The following is a 21836-nucleotide window of genomic DNA, read 5'->3' as shown; positions in this document are numbered from 1 at the left end:
CATTATACCCAGAACGTAAATCAATGACACGCAGCAGAAAGATTCTGGCGTGACATTTGCGACGGAGCCAATTACAATCGCGCGTCCTGATAAAAGAGCGGAAATTTATGCGTATTGTTCTGGGCCCGATGGAGGGTGTTCTCGATCACCTGATGCGAGAAATACTGACAGAGATGAATGATTATGACCTGTGTGTGACAGAGTTTGTCCGGGTTGTTCATCAGCTGCTGCCTAAACATGTCTACTACCGCCTCTGCCCTGAACTACAACATGGCTCGCGCACCCGTTCAGGGGTTCCGGTCAATATTCAATTACTCGGACAAGATCCCGACTGGATGGCAGAAAATGCTGCGTTTGCCGCAGAACTCGGCGCACATGGTATTGATCTGAATTTTGGCTGTCCGGCCAAGACCGTGAATAAAAGTAAAGGTGGTGCAGCACTACTTGAATTTCCGGAATTAATTTATCAGGTCGTCAAAGCCTGCCGGGAAGCCGTTCCCGAGCAAATCCCCGTTTCGGCGAAAATCCGCTTAGGGCTAGAAAACCCGCAAGACTGTTTTGAAATTGTCGATGCCATTGAACAGGCTGGCGCCAATGAACTGACCGTTCACGCCCGTACCAAAGCCGGTGGCTATAAAGCCAGTGAAATCAAGTGGGAATATATCCAGCAAATTCGCCAGAAAACTCATCTGCCGTTAATTGCCAACGGGGAAATATGGGATGCAGCCGATGCGCAACGGTGTATTGATGTCACCGGTGTTGAGAGCCTGATGGTTTGTCGCGGGGCATTAAATCGTCCGAATCTGGGCAACATGATCAAACACAATCATACGCCGCTCTCTTGGTCTCAAATTGTCGAGCTTTTGCTGGTTTATTCTCGCTGTGAAGTGAACGGAGATAAGAGCAAATACTATCCAAACCGAGTCAAACAGTGGTTTTCCTATCTGCGACAGGCATACCCTCAGGCCAATGCTTTATTCCGGGAAATCCGGACGCTGACAACCGTAGAACCTATTGTTGAACGGATTCAGCATCATCAATCTGAGCTGTAGAAATCGCTGTCATCACACACTGCTCACAAAAATCAACACCCTAGAAAATGAGCTGATTTTTACCACTCTCTTTGGCAATATATAATTTTTCATCGGCTGATTTCAAAATAGCATCAATATCACACAGCTCACTACAAGGGACAATCTCAACCCCGCCGGAAATCGTAAACCCGCCTTCCACAACTACTTTAGACTCTTCACTCAGAGCATCTTTAATCCGGAGTAACGTCTTCCTGAGATGGCTTTCACGTTCAGCGGTCAGATACAGAACAAATTCTTCGCCACCATAGCGGGCAACCGTGTCGGTAGTACGGATATGACAGCGAATCTGGTCACCGACATAGCGGATAACATCATCCCCGACATCGTGACCAAAGTGATCATTGATCGCTTTAAAGTCATCAATATCAAACATCGCAATCGCCACATAAGACTGATGTGGTGTCCGCTCAAGAAACACTTCAAACCCACGCCGATTACGTAAACCTGTCAATGGGTCTCGCACAGCCAGACCTTCATAATAACTTTTCGCATGACGGGTATTCATAAACAAAAAGAATGTCACAGCCAATAGGTACATCAAGGTGATAAGAATCAGGGTGCTCCGTTTCAGACTGACAAACTGACAGAACTCGTACCACCAATTCATATCGTAGTAAACTGTATGATGAAATGAGATTCCCGCATCCCGAAGTGAATAAGGCTGGAAAGCATTCTCTGGTAGTGATGTTGTTTGCGTATCAATAAAATGCAATCGACCCGCAAGACGTTGATTCGCGTTCAACAACTTGTCGAGCATGATATTCAGTGATATCACCCCCTTAAACTGATGGTTCGCGTAAACAGGCAACATCAAAGAAACGAGTCTTTCCGTTGATTGCAGTTCCTGAAGTACCGTCGGCCCACGAACTTTTATCAGCTGGTCTTCCCTCAGATTCTGATACACATCCCAGCTTGGGGATTGAATTTTTTCGAGCATATCTGCCGTCACATTAATCGACAGTGTATCGGGAGAAGAAATGATATAACCCGATGGATCAATATAATGAACGCCAATCAGATACTCATCCAAATCATGCAGCAATGAAATCACCGGTGCCAGAGCAATTCTGAATCCCACTTCATGATGGAGCGTGCTGTTTCTGTCACACAACGCTTTATCACCGACGATAATGTATTCAAGGGCCTGTAAGTGAGCTTGAGAATTTTCCCCATCATCTGTAACTGCCAGTTTTGGCCGCATATGACATACACCGTTCACTATCTCTGTTGTGTGTGCCAACCTCAAAGACTGACGGACTTTAATGTAATTATTCAGACTATAGTCCAAAATGGTCAACATCTTGGATGCACGAAAGAATTCCCGTTCAATTCTTTCATACTCTTCATTCAGTTTTCTCTCCAATTGTCTGATATGCCCTTCAAACAGTATTCCTACGAGCGCAAAAGCAAAAACGAGTGGGGTCAGAAGCCGCCCTTTTACAGCAAAATATGTCTTCATTAACGGATATACACTCAGTGATGGTGTTGTTCCTTTAAGCGTAATACAAAGAGGGACAACAAAAATTTGAAAGCATCGACTTATATCAAAATTTGATATGAAAAGATAATAAGAATTGATTTTTGTTATATGAAATTGATGGATATGCTCTGAAATATGCATAAAAAAAGTGCGTCGTCTCAACGCACTTCTCTTTAAAATTGTCTCATTACATTGCGGTTAAAGTCAGGACATCATCGATGTTGACATCCATATCTTCCGGATAAATGACATAGACTTGCAACTGATAACGTCCAACTGCAGTCGTATACCCTTCAATTTTATAACCATCTTGCTCAAACTGTTGGATATAATATTTATTACCGGCATGGTAGAAAGTTGATTTTTTATACTTATCACCCATCAAATGGGATCTAGGGATCCAGTAAGAATTCACATCGACAGTTGTTTCATCGATAATCTGCACTTCGATGTTATCTTTATCAAACACCATCTTTTTCGTGATGATGTTTCCCTGATCAAAGGTATTACTAAACTTCTGAAATTCACTGCTGTCTTCCTGATGCATTAACACAAATCCATCACTGAGCACAATCCGAGTATTGTAAGGATCCGCTGAAACAACATTATCCTGAACCGTAATATAGCGGTTTTGTGAAGATGTCGCGGCACAGCCAGTCAGGATAAAAGTAGCCAATATTAGCCATAAAAATTTTTTCATATTAATCGATATTCCCCATACTAAATGGAGGCATCATACATGAAATAAATTAATTGGTTCAATATATTATGATAACAATTCCATGGTTAACTCATAATAATGTGAAAAATATCAGCATTGTAACTCATGAAGGCATCCATCATCGTCTGATTTGATTTCTGACAACAAAACAAAAAGACGCGCTCACTGCACGTCTTTTTCATTTAAGAAATTGCTAAAAACAGACTTAACTCAAGAGTAAACTGTCATCAGCCAATGTCTCACCTCTGACTTTTGAAAACATATCCAGCAAGTCCGGGACATCCATATGTTGCCGCTGCTCTCCGGAGACATCGAGGACAATCTCTCCCTGATGGAGCATCACCGTCCGGTCACCACAAGCCAGTGCATCTTTCATCGAATGGGTCACCATCATCACCGTCAGATTAAACTCTTTCACAATTTTATTGGTCAGGTCGATAATAAATGCTGCCATTCGTGGATCCAGCGCAGCCGTATGTTCATCCAATAGGAGTAACTTACTCTCAGCAAGCGTCGCCATTACCAGACTCACGGCCTGCCGCTGTCCGCCGGATAACAGACCGATGCTGTCACCGAGACGATCTTCCAGCCCCAACCCCAAAATACTGATACGCTCCTGAAACAGCTGGCGACGTTTGGAAGAGAGTGCATGTTTCCAACTGCGACGGCTCCCGCGCTTGTAAGCCAGCGCCATATTTTCCTCGATGGTCAGCGAGCCACAGGTTCCCGCGAGTGGATCCTGAAACACACGCGCACAGAAATTAGCACGCTGATCAACACTCCGCCGTGTCACATCGATATCATCAATCAACACCTTGCCGCCAACCATTGGTGTTTCACCAGTCACCGCGCCCAATAGCGTTGATTTTCCGGCACCATTTGACCCAATCACCGTCAGAAACTGATGTTCAGGTACCGTCAAAGAAACGCCTTTCAAAGCACGGTTCTCAAGAATAGTTCCCGGGTTGAAAGTCACTTGTATATTTTCCAGCCGAATCATGCTGCACCTCCGGCCCGGTTCGCTTTCATTTTCTTCTTCATACGCGGCATGATCAGCGCAATTGCTACTAATACAGCCGTGACAAGATTTAAGTCCGATGCTTGCAGACCAAACATGCCTGAGCTTAGTGCAAATGCAACAGCAAGACGGTAAAGCACAGAACCAAGAATCACCGCGACCACGGCAACCCAGATGCGTCTTCCGGGAATTAACGTTTGTCCCAGAATGACAGCCGCCAGCCCGACAACGATAGTTCCGACACCGGAGGTCACATCGGCAAAACTGTTGGTCTGGGCGAACAAAGCACCGGCAAAACCGACAAAACCATTCGACAGCGCCAAGCCAAAATAGGTATAAAATGCGGTACTGCCGCCTTGAGCCGCAACCATACGTGCATTAACGCCCGTAGCTCGCAGACCGAGACCAAAATCACTGTTCAGCAGACGAATAATAAAGAAAGCGGATAATAATACCAACACACCAACAACCAACGGACGGATATACATGGGATCCCCCATGGCTTCAAATGGTGTCAAAATCGTATCTTCACCAATCAGCGCCAGATTCGGACGTCCCATAATGCGAATATTGATTGAAAATGCGGCAATCATAGTCAGGATCGAGGCCAGCAAGTTTAAGATACCGAACCGAACCGTGAGAAAAGCGGTCACCCAACCAGTCATTGCACCGGCAATCATCGCTAACCCGGTTGCGATCCACGGATTAATCCCTGCGACAATCGCTGTTGCAGCAACTGCGGCCCCCATCGGAAAACTGCCATCCACACTTAGATCCGGAAAATCAAGCACTCGAAATGTTAAATAAACCCCAAGTGCAACCAATCCATAAATTAGCCCTATCTCCAGAGCTCCAAAAAAGGCAAAAGCAGACATTCTGTACTCCCTTTCTGCTTACTTCATTTCGGGCTGGTCAGCCAGCCCGTTTATTGTTGTGATTATTTAATACTGGTTGCACGATCCAGAATAGATTGAGGAATCTTGAAACCCAGCTTATCTGCAACAGTTTTATTCACCACCAGATCTGAGCCTTTCGCGACAGTTACATCAATATCCCCCGGCTTTTTGCCGTTCAGAATCTCAGCCACATAATTGGCTGTCTGAATACCGATCTGATAATAATCAAAACCCAGACTTGCAATCGCACCGCGATCAACATAGGAAGTTGCAGCACCAAAAACTGGTGTTTTCGCCTGATTGGCCGTCACAATCATCCCTTCGATGGCACTGGCAACCGTATTATCGATTAAGGCATAGATAATGTCAGATTTCTCAACAATACTTTGCGTTGCAGACTGAACATCAGCACTTTTCAGTGCGGTTGCTTCAACGAGTTTCAGACCATTTTCTTTGACACTCTGTTTGAGCAGCCCGATCAAACTGACCGCGTTTGCTTCACCGGGATTGTAGACAACACCAATAGTTTTGACGTCCGGCATCAATTCTTTAATCAGCTCGACATGCTGTTTGACAGGAGACAAATCGGACAGACCCGTCACATTTTTTCCCGGATGCTGCATGGTTTTAACCAACTTCGCACCAACAGGATCAGTAACCGCAGTAAAAACGATGGGAATAGAACGGGTTGCGGAAACTAAAGCCTGAGCAGTTGGGGTAGCGATCCCGACCAGAACATCCGGACGCTCACCGACAAACTGTCTGGCGATCTGCACAGCGATCGCGGGATTCCCTTGCGCTGTCTTATATTCAAAATCCAGATTTTTTCCTTCGATATACCCTTTCGCTTTCAATCCATCCACAAGCCCTTCGCGGGTAGCATCTAAAGCTGGGTGTTCAACAATTTGTGACACGGCGACTTTGGCCGTTTTCGCCATAATAGCGGTGGAGGAAATGAGTGCCGCCCCGGCCAGAACAGCGGTTACTGCAAGTTTTCCTGCTTTCATCGTGACTCCTTAAATCTAAGGCATTAAGTTTTAATGTTGTGTTTAATGTTGTGTTTAATGTATTTGACTTGTTATTACTGCGTTACAGGTTGCAATCAACAACATTATTACCAGCAAGTTACAGTAAAGGGAAGTGTGATTTATGCCTTCATTCACTCAGAAGAATAAATAGTGATAGATATATACATAATTCACAATCAGGCAGGGTGCAAATATAAAATAGATATCATAGCCTTTCGCGAAAAAAGGCTATGGATATAAAACAGAAGAAATGTCGATGGGCAGTAATTAAAACCAACGATCAAGTGCTGACTTGTCCAACTGGCGAAATGCTTTGTTTAATACTGACGCCAACTCTTTATATCGAGGCTTGGCCTTCAGCGGCTCTAAAGCAAAACCGGTCTCAACAATCTTCTGATGTAGCTCGCGATACCATCCGGCTAGCGAAGGTGGCAACCGTGTGTTAGCCCTGTTCCCTAACCACCATATCCCCTGCAAGGGAAGGCTGATCGCAAACAGAGCAATGACAATCGCCTGAGGCATGGCTCCGATATTGTGAAAAACCATTTGGGTCAGCACACTAATCGCTGCCACTGCTGGCATGACCTTCACCGCAAAACGAGTCGCTTTGATAATCCTTTGTTCAGGGAACATCGGGGCTAACTCTTTGCGCATTGGCCAGATATCCATGTACTTTTGCCCATCTCTCAGATTATGAATCAATCCTGCGTTATGGCTCATTGGCATTTCTCACTCACTGGCAGACAAACTATAAGAATAATTGAAATCTTCAACTAATCCCGTAAAATCTTGTCCAAAATTAATATTTGTTCAAATTTTTTTGTTATAATGGCCGAACATCGCTATCCTTTGCGCGCCTTACTCTCATTGTTGCCTCGATTTGTTATTTAAGCAACTTTGAAACTTACTTTAGGCGATAATAAAACGTGTAACCTTTAAGTCAATCACGATAGGTAGACGTAAGTTGATGTTTGTTTGACCAAGATTAGTTGATGACCCTCTTTGTCATATTACTCTTGGAACCGATTTTTATCTAAACCGATTATACAGGTAGTTACTCATGTCAAAGCTAGTTTTAGTTTTAAACTGCGGTAGTTCTTCTCTTAAGTTCGCGATCGTTGATGCCGAAAATGGTAATGAGCATCTCACAGGTCTTGCTGAATGTCTCCACCTCCCAGAAGCTCGAATCAAATGGAAATTGGATGGTAAGCATGAAGCACAACTAGGAAACGGTGCTGCCCATGAAGAAGCTTTAGCTTTTATCGTTGAAACCATTCTCGCATCTAAACCTGAACTGGCAGATAATCTGGCAGCGATCGGTCACCGAATTGTTCATGGCGGTGAACAGTTTACTCAATCCGCTTTGATTGATGATTCTGTTTTAAAAGGCATTGAAGAGGCAGCCACATTTGCACCACTGCATAACCCTGCCCATGTTATCGGCATTAAAGCCGCACAGCACGCATTCCCAAGTCTGAAAAATGTGGCTGTATTTGATACAGCTTTCCATCAGACGATGCCGGAAGAATCATTCTTATACGCACTACCATACAAACTCTATAAAGAACACGGCATCCGTCGTTATGGGATGCACGGTACATCTCACCTGTTTATTACGCGTGAAGCGGCAGAACGCCTGGGTAAACCGGCCAATCAACTGAACATCATCAACTGCCACTTAGGTAACGGTGCTTCTGTTTGTGCTATCAAAAACGGTCAATCTGTCGATACTTCTATGGGTCTAACCCCACTGGAAGGCCTTGTCATGGGTACACGTTGTGGTGATATCGATCCTGCAATTATTTTCCATCTGCATGATGCACTTGGCTACTCAGTAAATGATATCAACACCATGCTGACCAAAGAGTCCGGGTTACAAGGTCTGACTGAAGTCACTTCTGACTGTCGTTATGTTGAAGACAACTACGGCACAAAAGAAGATGCAACTCGTGCAATGGATGTGTTCTGCCACCGTCTGGCAAAATACGTTGCCGGTTACACAGCAAGTATGGATGGCCGTCTGGACGCCATCGTATTTACCGGTGGTATAGGCGAAAACTCAGCACCTATTCGTGAAATGGTGTTGAATCGTTTAAGCATCTTCGGCATTCAGGTGAACCAAGAAGCGAACCTGAAAGCCCGCTTCGGTGGTGAAGGTACAATCACCACTGAAGACAGTCGAATTCCAGCCATGGTCATCTCCACCAATGAAGAGTTGGTCATCGCTGAAGACACTGCAAGACTCGCAGGTCTGTAATGTCACACTGGCTAACTCAATGAGTTAGCCAGTTTTGTTCTGGGGCTTAACAATGTCTATTCGTTAAGCTTTGTTCCTTTCTGCAAGCAAATTTCCGTTTGTATTGCAATCGATAGCTAAAGGTACTCACTCATGTCTCGTACTATTATGCTGATCCCTATCAGTGCCGGTGTTGGTTTAACCAGTGTCAGTCTTGGGGTAATCCGCGCGATGGAGCGCAAAGGTGTAAAGGTCTCTTTTTTCAAACCAATCGCCCAGCCTCGTCACGGCGGAGACCAACCTGATCTGACTTCAGCCATTTTAAGTTCAAGCAGCGATATCAAAATCGCTGAACCGATGCAGATGTCCAAAGTTGAAACGCTCATTGGTAGTGAAAAAATGGATGTGCTTCTTGAGAGCATTGTTGAAAGATATAATCAAATCAACAAAGACTCTGAAGTCACCCTGATCGAAGGTCTTGTGCCGACACGGAAACATCCGTTCGCCAATCAAGTCAATGCAGAAGTTGCTAAAACACTGGGTGCGGAAATCGTTTTCGTTGCCACACCGGGAACAGATAATCCAACTCAGTTGAAAGAACGGATTGAAGTGGCCTGTTCCAACTTCGGCGGCACCAAAAATAACAATATTGCTGGTGTGATTATCAACAAACTCAATGCGCCTGTTGATGAAGATGGCCGCACGCGCCCTGATTTGTCTGAAATTTTTGATGATACGGATCAAGCCAAACAGACCAATCTTGAAGTGATGCAAATCTTCAACTCCAGTCCGATTCGAGTGCTGGGTTGCGTGCCATGGCGTATCGATCTGATTGCGACGCGTGCTATTGATATGGCAAAACACCTGAACGCAGAAATCATCAACGAAGGTGAAATCAATACGCGTCGGATCAGAAGTATTACATTCTGTGCCCGCTCACTCCCGAACATGATTGAGCACTTCAAACCCGGCTCTCTGCTAGTGACCTCGGCAGATCGTCCTGATGTCATGGTCGCAGCAGCATTAGCAGCCATGAACGGCGTTGACATCGGTGCCGTGCTTCTGACTGGTGGTTACGACATGCCGGAAACGATCATGAATCTGTGTCGCCCGGCATTTGAATCCGGCTTGCCGATCTTTAAAGCACAGGGAAATACTTGGCAAACATCGCTGAACTTACAGAGTTTCAGCCTTGAAGTACCGGCAGATGACAAAGAACGGATCGAATTCGTCAACGAGCATGTTGCCAGCCATATCGACGGGCCATGGATCGATACCTTGACTGAAGGTACACAGGGTATCCGTCGCCTTAGCCCTCCGGCTTTCCGTTATCAGCTCACCGAATTTGCTCGTCGTGCGAACAAGCGCATTGTGCTGCCTGAAGGTGATGAACCTCGTACCGTCAAAGCAGCATCTATCTGTGCTGAACGTGGTATCGCAGAATGTGTTCTGCTGGGTAACCCGGAAGAGATCAAACGTGTCGCCATTCAACAAGGTGTTGAGTTGGGTACAGGTATCACCATCATCAACCCGAGTGATGCGCGTGAACAGTATGTTGAACGTCTGGTTGAACTACGTAAGAACAAAGGCATGACCGAAGTTGTTGCCAGAGAACAACTGCAAGATACTGTTGTTCTGGGCACAATGATGCTGGAAAAAGGTGAAGTTGACGGCTTGGTTTCCGGTGCTGTACACACAACGGCAAATACCATCCGCCCACCCCTTCAGTTGATTAAGACTGCTCCGAATGCTTCGCTCGTGTCTTCAATTTTCTTCATGCTGCTTCCGGATCAGGTTCTGGTTTATGGTGACTGTGCTATCAACCCGGATCCAAATTCAGAACAACTGGCTGAAATTGCAATTCAATCCGCCGATTCAGCCGCTGCGTTTGGTATTGAGCCACGTGTCGCGATGATTTCTTACTCGACAGGAACCTCTGGTCAGGGCGCGGATGTTGATAAAGTCCGTGAAGCGACTCGCATCGCGCAAGAAAAACGGCCTGATTTAATCATTGATGGTCCGCTTCAGTACGATGCCGCGATCATGGAAAATGTTGCTGCGTCAAAAGCACCGAACTCACCGGTTGCCGGTAAAGCAACAGTATTTGTTTTCCCCGATCTGAACACCGGTAATACCACCTACAAAGCAGTACAGCGCTCTGCTGATCTGGTCTCTATCGGGCCGATGCTGCAAGGGATGCGTAAGCCTGTCAACGATTTGTCTCGCGGTGCCTTGGTTGACGATATTGTTTACACCATCGCTCTGACAGCAATTCAGGCGAGCCAAGAGCAGAAATAAATTAATGTCTGGTTCGTAAAAAAGCCCTCACTTCATTTTGAAGTGAGGGCTTTTTATATAAAACCATCCATGACACATTCATACGAGCCAGTGATTGATTCTACCCTTAAGTGAGATGCGCCCTGCCATGTGGAGCAAGCAGATCCAACTCAGGACCAGCGGGAACCACCTGAGTCGGATTAATCCCTGTATGGCTGAAGTAATAATGCCGCTTAATATGATAAAAATCGGTCGTATCTTGTATACCCGGTATTTGATACAGCTCTCTCAGATAACCGGATAAATGCTTATAATCCGCAATACGCCGCTTATTACATTTGAAATGCCCGACATAGACTGCATCGAAACGAATCAAGGTGGTAAATAACCGCCAATCCGCTTCGGTCAGCTGGTTACCAACCAGATAACGGCTACCCGACAGATGGGCGTCGATCTTATCCAGTTCCTCAAATAACGCTTCATACGCTTCTTCATAAGCATCCTGAGTGGTCGCAAATCCACAACGGTAGACCCCATTGTTCACATTTGGATAGATGCGGTCATTCCACTGATCAATCGCTGTTTGTAATGCTTTCGGATAAAAATCCAGCGAATTCCCCGTCAGATGGTTAAATTCACTGTTGAACATCCGAATAATCTCAGACGATTCATTACTTACAATTGTATTGGTCTTTTTATCCCATAAGACAGGCACCGTCACCCGACCGGTATAATCTGCTTTTGCACGTGTATAAATCTGATGCAAACGGGTATGGCCGAAAAGCGGCTCAGGTATCCCGAATGTCCATCCTTCAGACATCATATCCGGACAGACAATCGTGACATCAATATGATCATTCAATGCTTTTAGCTGACGGAAAATCAGGGTGCGGTGCGCCCACGGGCAAGCAAGAGAGACATAAAGGTGGTAACGTCCGGATTCTGGCTGAAACGTCGCATCGGGATCATGCCTGACCCAATGACGAAACCCCGCATCCTCACGCACAAAACGCCCTTGCTGGCTCTTTGTATCGTACCAAACATCATGCCATGTACCTTCAATAAGCTTTCCCATAAACCCCCCTTATCTCTGTGTAAGTGGATTATAGGAAAAGATAGTCAGATTCAACACTCACCATCTCTGGCTTTCATATTCAAATAATTCGAATAAACCAATAAATGGCCACTTACATGGCAATTAAATATATTAATAATTCACCATCTATACATAAAATAATATTAAACATCACCGTTTAAAAATAAATTAAATAATAATATCAATAGTATTTTTAGTATAAAAATACCACATTCAATGCCCCATAAATAATCAACAAATCACATGTAAATATAAATAAAATAACAATAACTCATCCAATGGCATAATTTATCCATCCATTAACCACTACCCAGTTACATCTCTAGTCTCAACTACGAAAATCATATAGATATGACATTCGATCAACAACACAATGAAATAATAAGACATTGATAAATAAGTATAATTTATTCATATAATTGTCATAACAACACGTGATCAATTTGATAGATTCAGGTAAAATAATAACCGTATAATGTACAGGAGATATCACAGTGAATACGATATGGTTAACCGGAGATGCTGTCGTTGATTTAATCCCCGACGGTGAATCTCATTATTTAAGATGTCCGGGGGGAGCACCAGCAAATGTTGCTGTTGCGATCGCTCGTCTAGGTGGAAAAAGTGCATTTTTTGGTCGCGTCGGTTTAGACCCGATGGGTAAATTCATGCAACAAACGCTGACGTCAGAAGCAGTCAATACCGATTATTTATCACTTGACCGGACCCAGCGGACTTCGACTGTTGTCGTTGATTTAGATGATCACGGTGAACGTAGTTTCACATTTATGGTAAAGCCAAGTGCCGACCAATTTTTAACCACTGATGATATCCCGCATTTTCAACCCAATGAATGGTTGCATGTGTGCTCTATTGCGCTGGCAAACGAACCCAGCCGAAGTTCAACACTCACAGCTATTCAACAGATCAAGCAAGCCGGTGGCTCATTCAGTTTTGACCCAAATCTAAGAGAAGAAGTCTGGTCAAATCCTGCAGAGATGATTCCCACAGTGATGCAAGTCGTTCGTCATGCGGATGTGGTCAAATTCTCCGCAGAAGAGCTGACTTTACTGACGGGAACTGAAACGATTGAAGCCGGTCTGGAAACGTTGGCTGAATTTTCCATCCCTTTGATTGTTATCACATTAGGTGCTGAAGGTACACTCGTTGTCAGCCAAGGCGAACAACTCAAAGTGCCGAGCCGTCAAGTGAATGTCGTTGATACCACGGGTGCCGGTGATGCATTTGTTGGAGGGATGCTCTGCCGTTTATCTGAATTCGAACAGTGGAAAAACCGAGCAACGATCATTGATGCCGTCACATGGGGTAATTGCTGTGGCGGTCTGGCAACCACACAAAAAGGCGCCATGACCGCCCTGCCACATCGTCATGAGCTACTCGAACTCATTGGTAGCTAATGTTAGATAAAAACGGGTGAAGTTGCTGCTTCACCCGCTTCTTCAAAAGATGCTATGCACGATAAGGTGCCGTTGGTGCCTGAAGTTCGTAAACCTGTAAATTCACTGTGGCATCTTTAACTGATAGTCGTGTGGCTGACTCGGGCGTAAAGACCCGGGCCGTCATCACGGCTTCACCATGATTGATAAATATTTCCAGTGAAGAGTTATCAGCCAGAATCTGCAACGCAACATTGCCGGAAGATAATTCAACTTCGCGAACGGTATCCCCTTCTTCAATTTGCGTATTGGTGCGATCCAGCAGCAAACGATGTTTAATCGGATCAAGATAAATTTCAACGTTGTACTGGTCATCTTCAAATAAGCGCAGCCGGGCTCCCCATTCAAGTTCCGTCAACAGCTCAAATGTTTTGGTGTTCAGATCGACAGATGCATTGTCTAACTGGATATCACGTAATTCACCCCGCAGTGCTGACAGCTCCCGTAACGGATGCTGAACAATCTTACCACCGACGAATTCAAGCTCACGTAACGCAGTCAGCTGGTGAATCCAACCGGAATGACAAGTGGGATGCTTGAGCTCGTCGGGTAATCCCATCCAGCCGCACATCACACGGCGGCCATCTGGTGTTTCCATACTCTGCGGTGCATAAAAATCAAAGCCGTGATCCAGAATCTGCAATTTTGAAATTGAGATTTCATCCCGTTCGTTAAATGATACTTGCGCAATGCGATTTTGATGTGGAACGGTGTTGAATTCACTTTCAGATGGGATACCTTGCGGCGCAAACACGAAACAATCCTGACCATTCACACTGAAAATATCCGGGCATTCCCACATATAGCCAAAATCACCAAGTTCATGACCATACAAATTATCAAATTGCCAATGGTGCAAATCTTCGGAATGGTAGACAGCTAAACGGCCTTGCATTGCAGTCGTTTGTGTTCCGAGAAACATCATCCACTTGCCATTTCTGTAAATTACCTTCGGATCACGTGTGTGCTCGGTGACGCCCGGAGGTAGTTCCCGAATGACAGGACCAATTTTATGCAGCGGTTCTCCCGCTTGTGAGATCGCAGCACACTGCATCGTCTGGCGATAACGCTCTGCACCCAGCCTGACATTCCCGGTGTAAAAGACCATCAGTGCTTTATCCAGACTGACAGCATGGCCTGAGTAAACACCATGACTATCAAACCAGTCTGACGGTGTCAGCGCGACATCATTCCAGTGCCAGTTCAATAAATCGTCACTCTTTGTATGCACCCAATATTTATCAGTATGGGCACAACCAACCGGAGACCACTGATAAAATAAATGATACTGCCCGTCATGGAAGATAAAACCATTGGGATCATTTAATAACCCGCGAGGCGGCGCGATATGCCAGGACGGACGATAATGACAGGCAACCGGTTGTGCCAAATCAATCAGCTGTGCTCTTTGATGTGCTTCTATGGATCTGCCCAGTTCGAATAGCGCCTCTTCATTCACTGTCTCATCAGATAAGGCAGTGAGATGCCACTCTTCTAATACTTTTTCAAGAACAACATCCGCAGGCAAATCCTTGATCACATCCGGATTTCGGACCGCGAGAGAAACATGATGTTCTGGCAGCAGAACCCGGTAGATATTACTGAGGCCACCCGCCAGCTCGATGAGGTCTTCTAAGCACATGTATCGATAATCCTATATTTCTGGGAACGTTCTCAAAATATAGATCTATTCGAAAAATGCAAGAGAACGCGACTTATTGGTCATACCAAATTCATATTATGTGAACATCAACACAACTCTGCGATGTTCAACAAGTTTCACGCTGAATGTTTTCGAAGGTCAGTACCACTTTACTCATTTCTCTGCCACGCCCTTCGATTCGGTCTAACAGCATTCGCGCTGCATTTTCTCCGGCTTTGCCAAAAGCATAATTAAATGTCGAAAGTGCCGGACTACTGATATACGCCAATTCATCGTTACCAACCCCCAGCACTTTCACCTGCTCTCCGACGGGGATCCCCATCTCTCTCAGGGCTTTAATCGCCCCGACTGCAATTCTGTCCGTCGCACAGAACAGCCCGTCAGTTTCTGGATATGCCAGTAAAAATTCACGTGCCAGCCGATAACCGGATTCAATCGAAAAGTCACCATGAGCATGAAAAATAACCTGTTGCTGCGCCATTTGCAGCGATTTTTCCAACCCCTGAGACCGGAGTTCATCAACAGCAAGGTCATCTGTTTGTACACCGATGAACCCAATCTGTTGGCATCCTCGCGCGAGCAAACGCTGCCCGGCTTCATAACCGACGCGAAAGTCATCATGGGTAATACTGGGGATATCATATAAAGATCCATCTTGCCCGATCAGCACCACGGGTACAGATGATTGTTGAATGGCTTTGATCAATGGCATATCCAAATGAGTCGCAAAAAAGACAATACCTTCAACTCGTTTCTGGTTAAAAATCTGGATATATTCAAGCTCTTTACTATGGTTTTGATGGGTATTCGCCAGCAAAACATGCTTTCCTGCTGGCTCAAAAATGGCCGTTAAACCATCAACACCCTGCGCTGTCGCGTGTGATGACACCCGCGGTACAATGACACCGATAAGATTAGTTTTCTGAGATTTTAAGTCTTTTGCAACCTGATTGACGACATAGCCACATTGAGAAACAGCTTCTAATACTTTGATTTTAGTCGCTTCTTTGACACCATATTCATTATTAATCACACGAGAAACTGTTGATTTTGATACGCCGGCCAACCTTGCGACATCATGTAAACTCGACATTCTGTTTCCTTATACAATTATCATCATACCCAGCGTCTGCAAAAAACCAGGATAAAATGTCACGCTCAATCGTGACAACGTGATTTTACCCTTGTTTTCATCATAATTCGTCGTCTCATTAGCGATCTGACTCACATAATAGTCCACATGGTTTTGACCATTTGTTAATTATTGACAAAAATCCAAATTGCAAACGTTCCCAAAACATAAAATTATTTATACACAAGAAATATAATCCAATAACAGAATCGGAGTAAGTTATGGACTATCCAGTCATCGCGAAACAGCTGCTAGAGCATCTGGGTGGCAAGCAGAACATCCAAGCACTGGCACATTGTGCAACTCGTTTGAGATTAGCACTTAAAGACGAATCTGTGGTTAATGAAGATGCAATCAGTGAAATAGAAGGTGTTAAAGGCCAGTTTAAAGTTGCCGGACAATACCAAATTATTTTTGGTTCAGGAATTGTCAACCAAGTATATGCCGCTATGTCTGAAGCCACCGGTATGGCTGAAATGTCAACCAATGATGTTGCCCAAGCAGGTGCTCAGAAACAAAATATTATCCAACGCGCGGTCAAAGGCCTGTCTGACATTTTCGTTCCCATCATTCCAGCGATTGTTGCCGGTGGTTTATTGATGGGGATATTTAATGTCCTCACTGCCAAGGGGCTATTCATTGATGGTCAGTCGCTGATTGATGCAAACCCCGGATTGGCTGACCTTGCCAGCATGATCAATACTTTTGCCAATGCTCCGTTTGTTTACTTACCGATTTTACTGGCATTCTCCGCAACCAAAAAATTCGGCGGAAATCCATTCCTCGGTGCCGCTCTCGGGATGTTGATGGTTCACCCGGATTTACTCAATGGTTGGGGATTCGGTAGTGCATCTGTCCACGGGACAATCCCGACATGGAATATTTTAGGCTTGGAGATTCAGAAAGTCGGCTATCAAGGTTCTGTCCTGCCGGTATTGGTTTGCGCATTCATTCTGGCGAAGATTGAACTTAACCTGCGGAAGGTGGTTCCTTCAGTACTGGATAACCTGCTCACACCGCTACTGGCACTTTTCATTACCGGTTTCCTCACCTTTACCGTTGTCGGTCCGTTTACACGAGATCTAGGCTTCTTATTGGGTGACGGACTGAACTGGCTATATGAATCGGCAGGCTTTATCGGCGGAGCAATTTTTGGTTTAATTTATGCGCCTTTCGTCATTACTGGTATGCATCATAGTTTCATTGCGATTGAAACACAGCTTCTGGCTGATATTGCAGTCACCGGCGGTACATTTATCTTCCCTATCGCGGCGATGTCTAACGTTGCCCAAGGTGCAGCATCTCTCGCTGTCGGTATGATAACCCGGGATCAAAAACTGAAAGGGATTGCAATCCCATCAGGGATTACAGCACTGCTCGGTATCACAGAGCCAGCTATGTTCGGTGTCAACTTAAAAATGCGCTATCCTTTCATTGCCGCAATCACCGGTTCAGCTGTCTCCAGTGCTTTCATTACATTTTTCCATGTCAAAGCACATGCACTGGGCGCAGCAGGCTTACCGGGAATTATTTCCATTAATCCGGCAAAACTCAGCTATTATATTATTGGTATGGCCATTTCGTTTATCACGGCCTTTGGATTAACTTATGCTCTCGGTGTGAGAAATAAAGCCAAACAGCAGGCCAAAGCTGTGGCTTAATTAACTCTCACCTATGCCCCCGAGCCCATCATTGATGGGCTTTTTTTATATCTGTCATTGCTGAGATTTATTCACTATCCGTCTCAACAGCAGTGAAGCTAATATACACATCTCTCCCGGTTGCCAGCTCTTCAACGTGATAAGGCCACTGATAATGTTTGATAATACAGCTGGTTAATTGCAGTCCTAAGCCGAAGCCAAGGCTTTCGTCCGTATCGCCGATAGCACTGTAATTTCTAATTTTCACCGTTTGCCCTAACTGAATGATTTCTACCTGACCATGATAAGTATGCTGAAAGGCATTTCTGATCAGATTCCCCAATACAATTCTGACCATGCCCAAAGGCAGTTGATAACTGGCGGGCTCAGTTTCGATAGTAATATCAATCTCTTTATCACGAACCAAATAATCCAGTTCATAACGGATCTGATGTACTAATTTTTCCAGATCCACCGGCTCCGTCGATAAATTGTCAAACTGACCCCGATTCAACCATAGTAGCGTCTCACACAACTCGGTCATCGTCATGCCGGCCCGAAGAATCCGATCCAGCACTTCCTGTTGCTTTTCTTCGGTTCCTTCTTTTTGTAGGAGACGTTTCATCAACTGGCTATTACTTCGAACCACTGAAATAGGCGTTCTTAACTCATGGCTGGCATGAGACAGAAATTGCTTCTCTCGATTCAGGGTTGTCTGTACTGACTGTAAACTTGAATGAATAATTTCAGCCAGATTATTTAACTCGTTGTAGTAAAAATCGGGGGCTGCGCGGTTGAGGTTACCGGAAGAGAGCTCTTTTGCCCAGCCGATAAGGCGCTCAATCGGAATAGCAATCCGGTGTAATAGCACCACCATAATCAATGTAAAGAGGGTAATCGCAATAATGGCGTAGATCATAATGCGCAGATAATAATTGGTATCGGCATTATTTTGTCGAAGGTGAGATACGATATCCGTAAAAACCCAAGAGATGTAGAACGTCCCTTGTGTCGCATCATCATAACGTAATACAAAAGCGGTGGTGGTCGGAATATCAAACCAGTTGTCCCGTTTTATATATTTGCCAAAAGCCTGATGGCTCTGCAATTTCGGGATATGCTTCCTCACAAGCTCAGGGATATCTTCCCAACGCTGATACACAGCAAACCCCTTTAAATTATTGGGTTGCATCTCTGAGTTCGCGATTTCACGTGCCATCTGAGTCATACTGTAACGGATGGTCACATCAGAACCTTGGATAAAGAAACTTGCGGCTAAGGTAGAAAAAACGAGGACGACCAGTGTTCCGACCGAAATCACGGCAAATAGAAAATAAATTTTCAGACTACGACGAATTTGCATATCAGTCTTCCGCTGGTTTGATAGCAAAACCAAAACTAGGAATGGTGTGAATTAACGGGCGGAAACCTTCTTTGTTGACCTGTTTGCGCAGGTTGAAAATATGAACTTTTAAACTGTTACTATCGGGCTGTTCACTGCCCCAAACCGTCTGGATGAGTTTTTCCCGTGAAACCGTAGAAGGGGATTCTCGCATCAGAACTTCGAGAATCTTGGTCGCGATAGGAGAAAGCTTCAGTAATTCACCGGCTCGACGAACTTCTTTGCCCGCCAAATCTAACTCCAAATCTTCGACAACCAGCTTGGAAATCTGTCCGCTCTTTCTTTTGGATAAGACGTTCACCCGCGCAATCAACTCCTCCATCTCAAACGGTTTCACCAGATAGTCATCTGCACCTTTTGAAAATCCCCGAAGTTTATCATCAAGTGTATCTTTTGCGGTCAGCATCAAGATCGGGACTTGGATGCCTTGAGAACGAACCCGCTCACAAACCATCAGCCCTTCGATTTTAGGCAGGTTTAAATCCAGCACAATCACATCGTATGTATGGCTGGTAATGAGGTTATAACCAATCTGCCCGTCGGCTGCATAATCCGCTTCGATATCCTCAAGCGCCATGTAATCGATGATGGCGGTCGCCAAATCTAAATCATCTTCGACAAGTAATACTTTCAGCATCTGAAATTCTGCTCACCCTCTTACCCGCAATTTTTACCCGATTGCTGAATCATCATTCTAAGCATCTTCAGGTTACGTGTGTCTATTGTCTATATCCACACGTAATGTAATAAAATTTTGGTTAAGAGTCGGTTAACTTCATCAAGAAGCTGTGATTATGCTGCTGCGCGGTTGACACGACCGGAACGTAATGTCCGGACAAAAGGAATTCCTAGCTGGTCATGCGTTACTTCAGCATCAACACCATACACATCCCGAATTAATTGCGGGGTTAATACCTTTTGCGGGCTTCCTTGCGCAACAACCTTGCCTTGTTTGAGAACCAGTAGATGATCAGCATACTGCGCGGCCAGATTCAAGTCGTGCAACACCATCAATGTCACCCAACGCTGGCTTTCCGTCCGCTCAACCAGATGGTCCAGCAAGACATGTTGAAAATGGAGATCCAATGCACTTACCGGCTCATCCAACATTAAAATTTCAGGACGACGCATCAGTGCCTGTGCAAATAGAATCATCTGACATTGTCCGCCACTCAAAGTCCGGACATCCCGGTTCGCCAGGTGTAATAAACCGATTTGTTCCAATGCAGCCAGCGCATCTTCCAGCATTTGATCATCAACCCGCAGGCTCAATGCATCCAATTGACCGAGTAAGACGACTTCAGTCACCGTCAGGCTGGCATCCAGTCGAATATCCTGTGGCATGTAACCAAATTGCTGGCGCCAGGCCGAAATTTGCTTAGGCTGAAGTTTTTGGTCACCAAATACGATCTCTCCGGACTGAGGAACAATATCGCCAAACAGAGTTTTCAATAATGTGCTCTTCCCTGTGCCATTCGGACCGATGATGACACTTACTTTGCCGGGCTGAAGGCTGAACCCCATTTGATCCGCCAAAGTTAACCCATCAATATTTAAATTTAAGTCAGTCACATGCAGCATTATGAACGCCTTTTACCAATAATGAGCCAGAAGAAAAACGGTACCCCGATAATCGCGGTGACGATCCCAATCGGAAACAGTGCTCCCGGGACAATCACTTTAGAAAGAACCGACGCACTGGACAGTAAGAAAGCACCGATCAAAAAAGATAACGGCAGGAAGAAACGTTGGTCTTCCCCGACCAGCATCCGGGCAATATTCGGTGCAACAATCCCGACAAAACCGATGATCCCGACAAAGCTGGTCGCTGTTGCTGTCATCACTGCAACAATAAACAGGGTTTTCAGCCGCAGACGGGCAACATGAACACCGAGGCTTTTAGCCCGCTCTTCTCCCAACCGCAATGCGGTCAGTTTCCAAGAATCTTTCAATAACATCAGCATACAAATAACCGTTATCACTGCGGTAATAATCAGGTTTGTCCACGTTGCTTTCGAAAGGCTACCAAATAGCCAGAATAAGATTTGCTGACTCAGTTCCGGAGACGAGACGAACTGAACCAGTGACAACAATGACTGGAACAGGAAAAGTAATGCAATCCCGGCCAGAATTAACTGTCCGGAAGTGATATGGCGCATCGTTGCCAACGCAAAGAGAAAACAGGCGGAAAGCATACAGCAGAAGAAAGCCCCCAGCGGTACGGCAATGTATGATTCCAGTCCCAGAGAGTCCATATAAAGCATGAGCGCAGCACCAAACCCTGCCGCGGCAGCCATGCCCAATGTATAAGGACTCGCCATCGAATTATTCAGCAGCGTTTGCATTTCTGCACCACCGATACCGAGCGAACCACCAACAATCACCGCCATCAGAGCAATCGGTAATCTAAGATTGGTGACGATAACTTGTGTCATCGGGTCGACTGAAACAGAAAAACCCAGCCACTGCAATAATGCGTTACTGACCTGTGATACATCAAGCATTGACGGCCCGGTAGCAACATCGAGAATAAACGAGACAGCGAGTATTGCCAGAATCGTCCCAATGACGGTCCAACGCCTTCTTTCATTCGCTCTCTGTTTTGCAATGGCTTCAAGCATTAAATCGACTTGCATGTTTTAACTCCGGTGACATATGGCTCGATGAACCATAACTTCTATCATAAATCGGTAATA

Annotated in this window: 18 protein-coding genes; 5 read left to right on the top strand and 13 right to left on the bottom strand. The window is 45.2% G+C overall.

Translation table 11 applies throughout. The annotated features are described in order from the left end of the window. Nucleotides 1–107 precede the first annotated feature (107 nt). Nucleotides 108–1052 (top strand): tRNA dihydrouridine(16) synthase DusC, encoded by a 945-nt coding sequence (dusC, locus tag VR7878_RS03835; RefSeq protein WP_077333604.1) that lies wholly within the window; start codon nucleotides 108–110, stop codon nucleotides 1050–1052. 40 nt (nucleotides 1053–1092) lie between these two features. On the opposite strand, the gene VR7878_RS03830 is transcribed toward dusC, so the two are convergent. The 6 genes from VR7878_RS03830 to yfbV form a co-directional block, all read right to left on the bottom strand. Then, complete coding sequence (locus tag VR7878_RS03830; protein ID WP_159440427.1) at nucleotides 1093–2553, bottom strand: sensor domain-containing diguanylate cyclase; 1461 nt, start codon at nucleotides 2551–2553, stop codon at nucleotides 1093–1095. A 208-nt stretch (nucleotides 2554–2761) separates the two neighbouring features. Further along, complete coding sequence (locus tag VR7878_RS03825; protein ID WP_077333602.1) at nucleotides 2762–3274, bottom strand: lipoprotein; 513 nt, start codon at nucleotides 3272–3274, stop codon at nucleotides 2762–2764. 226 nt (nucleotides 3275–3500) lie between these two features. After that, on the bottom strand, nucleotides 3501–4295 hold the full coding sequence (locus VR7878_RS03820; RefSeq protein ID WP_077333601.1) for an ABC transporter ATP-binding protein: 795 nt from the start codon (nucleotides 4293–4295) through the stop codon (nucleotides 3501–3503). After that, entirely contained in the window at nucleotides 4292–5188 is an 897-nt protein-coding gene (locus tag VR7878_RS03815; RefSeq protein ID WP_077333599.1) for an ABC transporter permease, read from the bottom strand. The genes VR7878_RS03820 and VR7878_RS03815 overlap by 4 nt, the downstream gene beginning before the upstream one ends. 62 nt (nucleotides 5189–5250) lie before the next feature. After that, the gene (locus tag VR7878_RS03810) at nucleotides 5251–6216 is read right to left on the bottom strand and encodes an ABC transporter substrate-binding protein (RefSeq protein WP_077333598.1); all 966 of its coding nucleotides are present in this window, start codon (nucleotides 6214–6216) and stop codon (nucleotides 5251–5253) included. A gap of 288 nt (nucleotides 6217–6504) precedes the next feature. Beyond that, a complete protein-coding gene (gene yfbV / locus VR7878_RS03805; protein ID WP_077333662.1) occupies nucleotides 6505–6957 on the bottom strand; it encodes a terminus macrodomain insulation protein YfbV in 453 nt (150 codons plus the stop codon). Nucleotides 6958–7297: 340 nt separating this feature from the next. On the opposite strand from yfbV, the gene VR7878_RS03800 reads away from it, so the two are divergent. Then, a complete protein-coding gene (locus VR7878_RS03800; RefSeq protein ID WP_077333597.1) occupies nucleotides 7298–8494 on the top strand; it encodes an acetate kinase in 1197 nt (398 codons plus the stop codon). Between the two features lie 132 nt (nucleotides 8495–8626). Then, nucleotides 8627–10771, top strand: a complete 2145-nt coding sequence (gene pta / locus VR7878_RS03795) for a phosphate acetyltransferase (protein ID WP_077333596.1) — start codon at nucleotides 8627–8629, stop codon at nucleotides 10769–10771. 106 nt (nucleotides 10772–10877) lie between these two features. Here pta and VR7878_RS03790 read toward each other — a convergent pair whose 3' ends face one another. Next, nucleotides 10878–11825 (bottom strand): glutathione S-transferase family protein, encoded by a 948-nt coding sequence (locus VR7878_RS03790; protein ID WP_077333595.1) that lies wholly within the window; start codon nucleotides 11823–11825, stop codon nucleotides 10878–10880. 515 nt (nucleotides 11826–12340) lie between these two features. On the opposite strand from VR7878_RS03790, the gene cscK reads away from it, so the two are divergent. Then, nucleotides 12341–13264: a fructokinase gene (cscK, locus tag VR7878_RS03785; protein WP_077333594.1), complete on the top strand. Its 924-nt coding sequence runs from the start codon at nucleotides 12341–12343 to the stop codon at nucleotides 13262–13264. A gap of 52 nt (nucleotides 13265–13316) precedes the next feature. On the opposite strand, the gene VR7878_RS03780 is transcribed toward cscK, so the two are convergent. Then, nucleotides 13317–14945, bottom strand: coding sequence for a glycoside hydrolase family 32 protein (locus VR7878_RS03780; protein ID WP_077333593.1), 1629 nt, complete (start codon nucleotides 14943–14945; stop codon nucleotides 13317–13319). Nucleotides 14946–15072: 127 nt separating this feature from the next. Beyond that, the gene (locus VR7878_RS03775) at nucleotides 15073–16059 is read right to left on the bottom strand and encodes a LacI family DNA-binding transcriptional regulator (protein ID WP_077333592.1); all 987 of its coding nucleotides are present in this window, start codon (nucleotides 16057–16059) and stop codon (nucleotides 15073–15075) included. Nucleotides 16060–16319: 260 nt separating this feature from the next. On the opposite strand from VR7878_RS03775, the gene VR7878_RS03770 reads away from it, so the two are divergent. After that, a complete protein-coding gene (locus tag VR7878_RS03770) occupies nucleotides 16320–17759 on the top strand; it encodes a sucrose-specific PTS transporter subunit IIBC (protein ID WP_077333591.1) in 1440 nt (479 codons plus the stop codon). Nucleotides 17760–17826: 67 nt separating this feature from the next. Here VR7878_RS03770 and VR7878_RS03765 read toward each other — a convergent pair whose 3' ends face one another. From VR7878_RS03765 to VR7878_RS03750, 4 genes are all read right to left on the bottom strand, one after another. Continuing rightward, nucleotides 17827–19101 carry a sensor histidine kinase gene (locus VR7878_RS03765; RefSeq protein WP_077333590.1) on the bottom strand — a complete coding sequence of 425 codons (1275 nt, stop codon included), beginning with the start codon at nucleotides 19099–19101 and terminating at the stop codon, nucleotides 17827–17829. A gap of 1 nt (nucleotide 19102) precedes the next feature. Continuing rightward, nucleotides 19103–19777: a response regulator transcription factor gene (locus VR7878_RS03760; protein ID WP_077333589.1), complete on the bottom strand. Its 675-nt coding sequence runs from the start codon at nucleotides 19775–19777 to the stop codon at nucleotides 19103–19105. Nucleotides 19778–19932: 155 nt separating this feature from the next. Beyond that, nucleotides 19933–20721 carry an ABC transporter ATP-binding protein gene (locus tag VR7878_RS03755; RefSeq protein WP_077333588.1) on the bottom strand — a complete coding sequence of 263 codons (789 nt, stop codon included), beginning with the start codon at nucleotides 20719–20721 and terminating at the stop codon, nucleotides 19933–19935. Beyond that, the gene (locus VR7878_RS03750) at nucleotides 20721–21776 is read right to left on the bottom strand and encodes a FecCD family ABC transporter permease (protein ID WP_077333587.1); all 1056 of its coding nucleotides are present in this window, start codon (nucleotides 21774–21776) and stop codon (nucleotides 20721–20723) included. The genes VR7878_RS03755 and VR7878_RS03750 overlap by 1 nt, the downstream gene beginning before the upstream one ends. Between the last annotated feature and the right edge of the window lie 60 nt (nucleotides 21777–21836).

The organism is Vibrio ruber DSM 16370, from assembly GCF_900163965.1.
Classification (GTDB): domain Bacteria; phylum Pseudomonadota; class Gammaproteobacteria; order Enterobacterales; family Vibrionaceae; genus Vibrio; species Vibrio ruber.
The sequence above is the reverse complement of the archived record's forward strand: the minus strand, read 5'-3'. Positions and strand labels throughout refer to the sequence as shown.

Coding starts and splice junctions, on each gene's coding strand:
- dusC (WP_077333604.1), top strand. CDS start 108: ATGCGTATTGTTCTGGGCCCGATGGAGGGTGTTCTCGATCACCTGATG.
- VR7878_RS03830 (WP_159440427.1), bottom strand. CDS start 2,553: ATGAAGACATATTTTGCTGTAAAAGGGCGGCTTCTGACCCCACTCGTT.
- VR7878_RS03825 (WP_077333602.1), bottom strand. CDS start 3,274: ATGAAAAAATTTTTATGGCTAATATTGGCTACTTTTATCCTGACTGGC.
- VR7878_RS03820 (WP_077333601.1), bottom strand. CDS start 4,295: ATGATTCGGCTGGAAAATATACAAGTGACTTTCAACCCGGGAACTATT.
- VR7878_RS03815 (WP_077333599.1), bottom strand. CDS start 5,188: ATGTCTGCTTTTGCCTTTTTTGGAGCTCTGGAGATAGGGCTAATTTAT.
- VR7878_RS03810 (WP_077333598.1), bottom strand. CDS start 6,216: ATGAAAGCAGGAAAACTTGCAGTAACCGCTGTTCTGGCCGGGGCGGCA.
- yfbV (WP_077333662.1), bottom strand. CDS start 6,957: ATGAGCCATAACGCAGGATTGATTCATAATCTGAGAGATGGGCAAAAG.
- VR7878_RS03800 (WP_077333597.1), top strand. CDS start 7,298: ATGTCAAAGCTAGTTTTAGTTTTAAACTGCGGTAGTTCTTCTCTTAAG.
- pta (WP_077333596.1), top strand. CDS start 8,627: ATGTCTCGTACTATTATGCTGATCCCTATCAGTGCCGGTGTTGGTTTA.
- VR7878_RS03790 (WP_077333595.1), bottom strand. CDS start 11,825: ATGGGAAAGCTTATTGAAGGTACATGGCATGATGTTTGGTACGATACA.
- VR7878_RS03780 (WP_077333593.1), bottom strand. CDS start 14,945: ATGTGCTTAGAAGACCTCATCGAGCTGGCGGGTGGCCTCAGTAATATC.
- VR7878_RS03775 (WP_077333592.1), bottom strand. CDS start 16,059: ATGTCGAGTTTACATGATGTCGCAAGGTTGGCCGGCGTATCAAAATCA.
- VR7878_RS03770 (WP_077333591.1), top strand. CDS start 16,320: ATGGACTATCCAGTCATCGCGAAACAGCTGCTAGAGCATCTGGGTGGC.
- VR7878_RS03765 (WP_077333590.1), bottom strand. CDS start 19,101: ATGCAAATTCGTCGTAGTCTGAAAATTTATTTTCTATTTGCCGTGATT.
- VR7878_RS03760 (WP_077333589.1), bottom strand. CDS start 19,777: ATGCTGAAAGTATTACTTGTCGAAGATGATTTAGATTTGGCGACCGCC.
- VR7878_RS03755 (WP_077333588.1), bottom strand. CDS start 20,721: ATGCTGCATGTGACTGACTTAAATTTAAATATTGATGGGTTAACTTTG.
- VR7878_RS03750 (WP_077333587.1), bottom strand. CDS start 21,776: ATGCAAGTCGATTTAATGCTTGAAGCCATTGCAAAACAGAGAGCGAAT.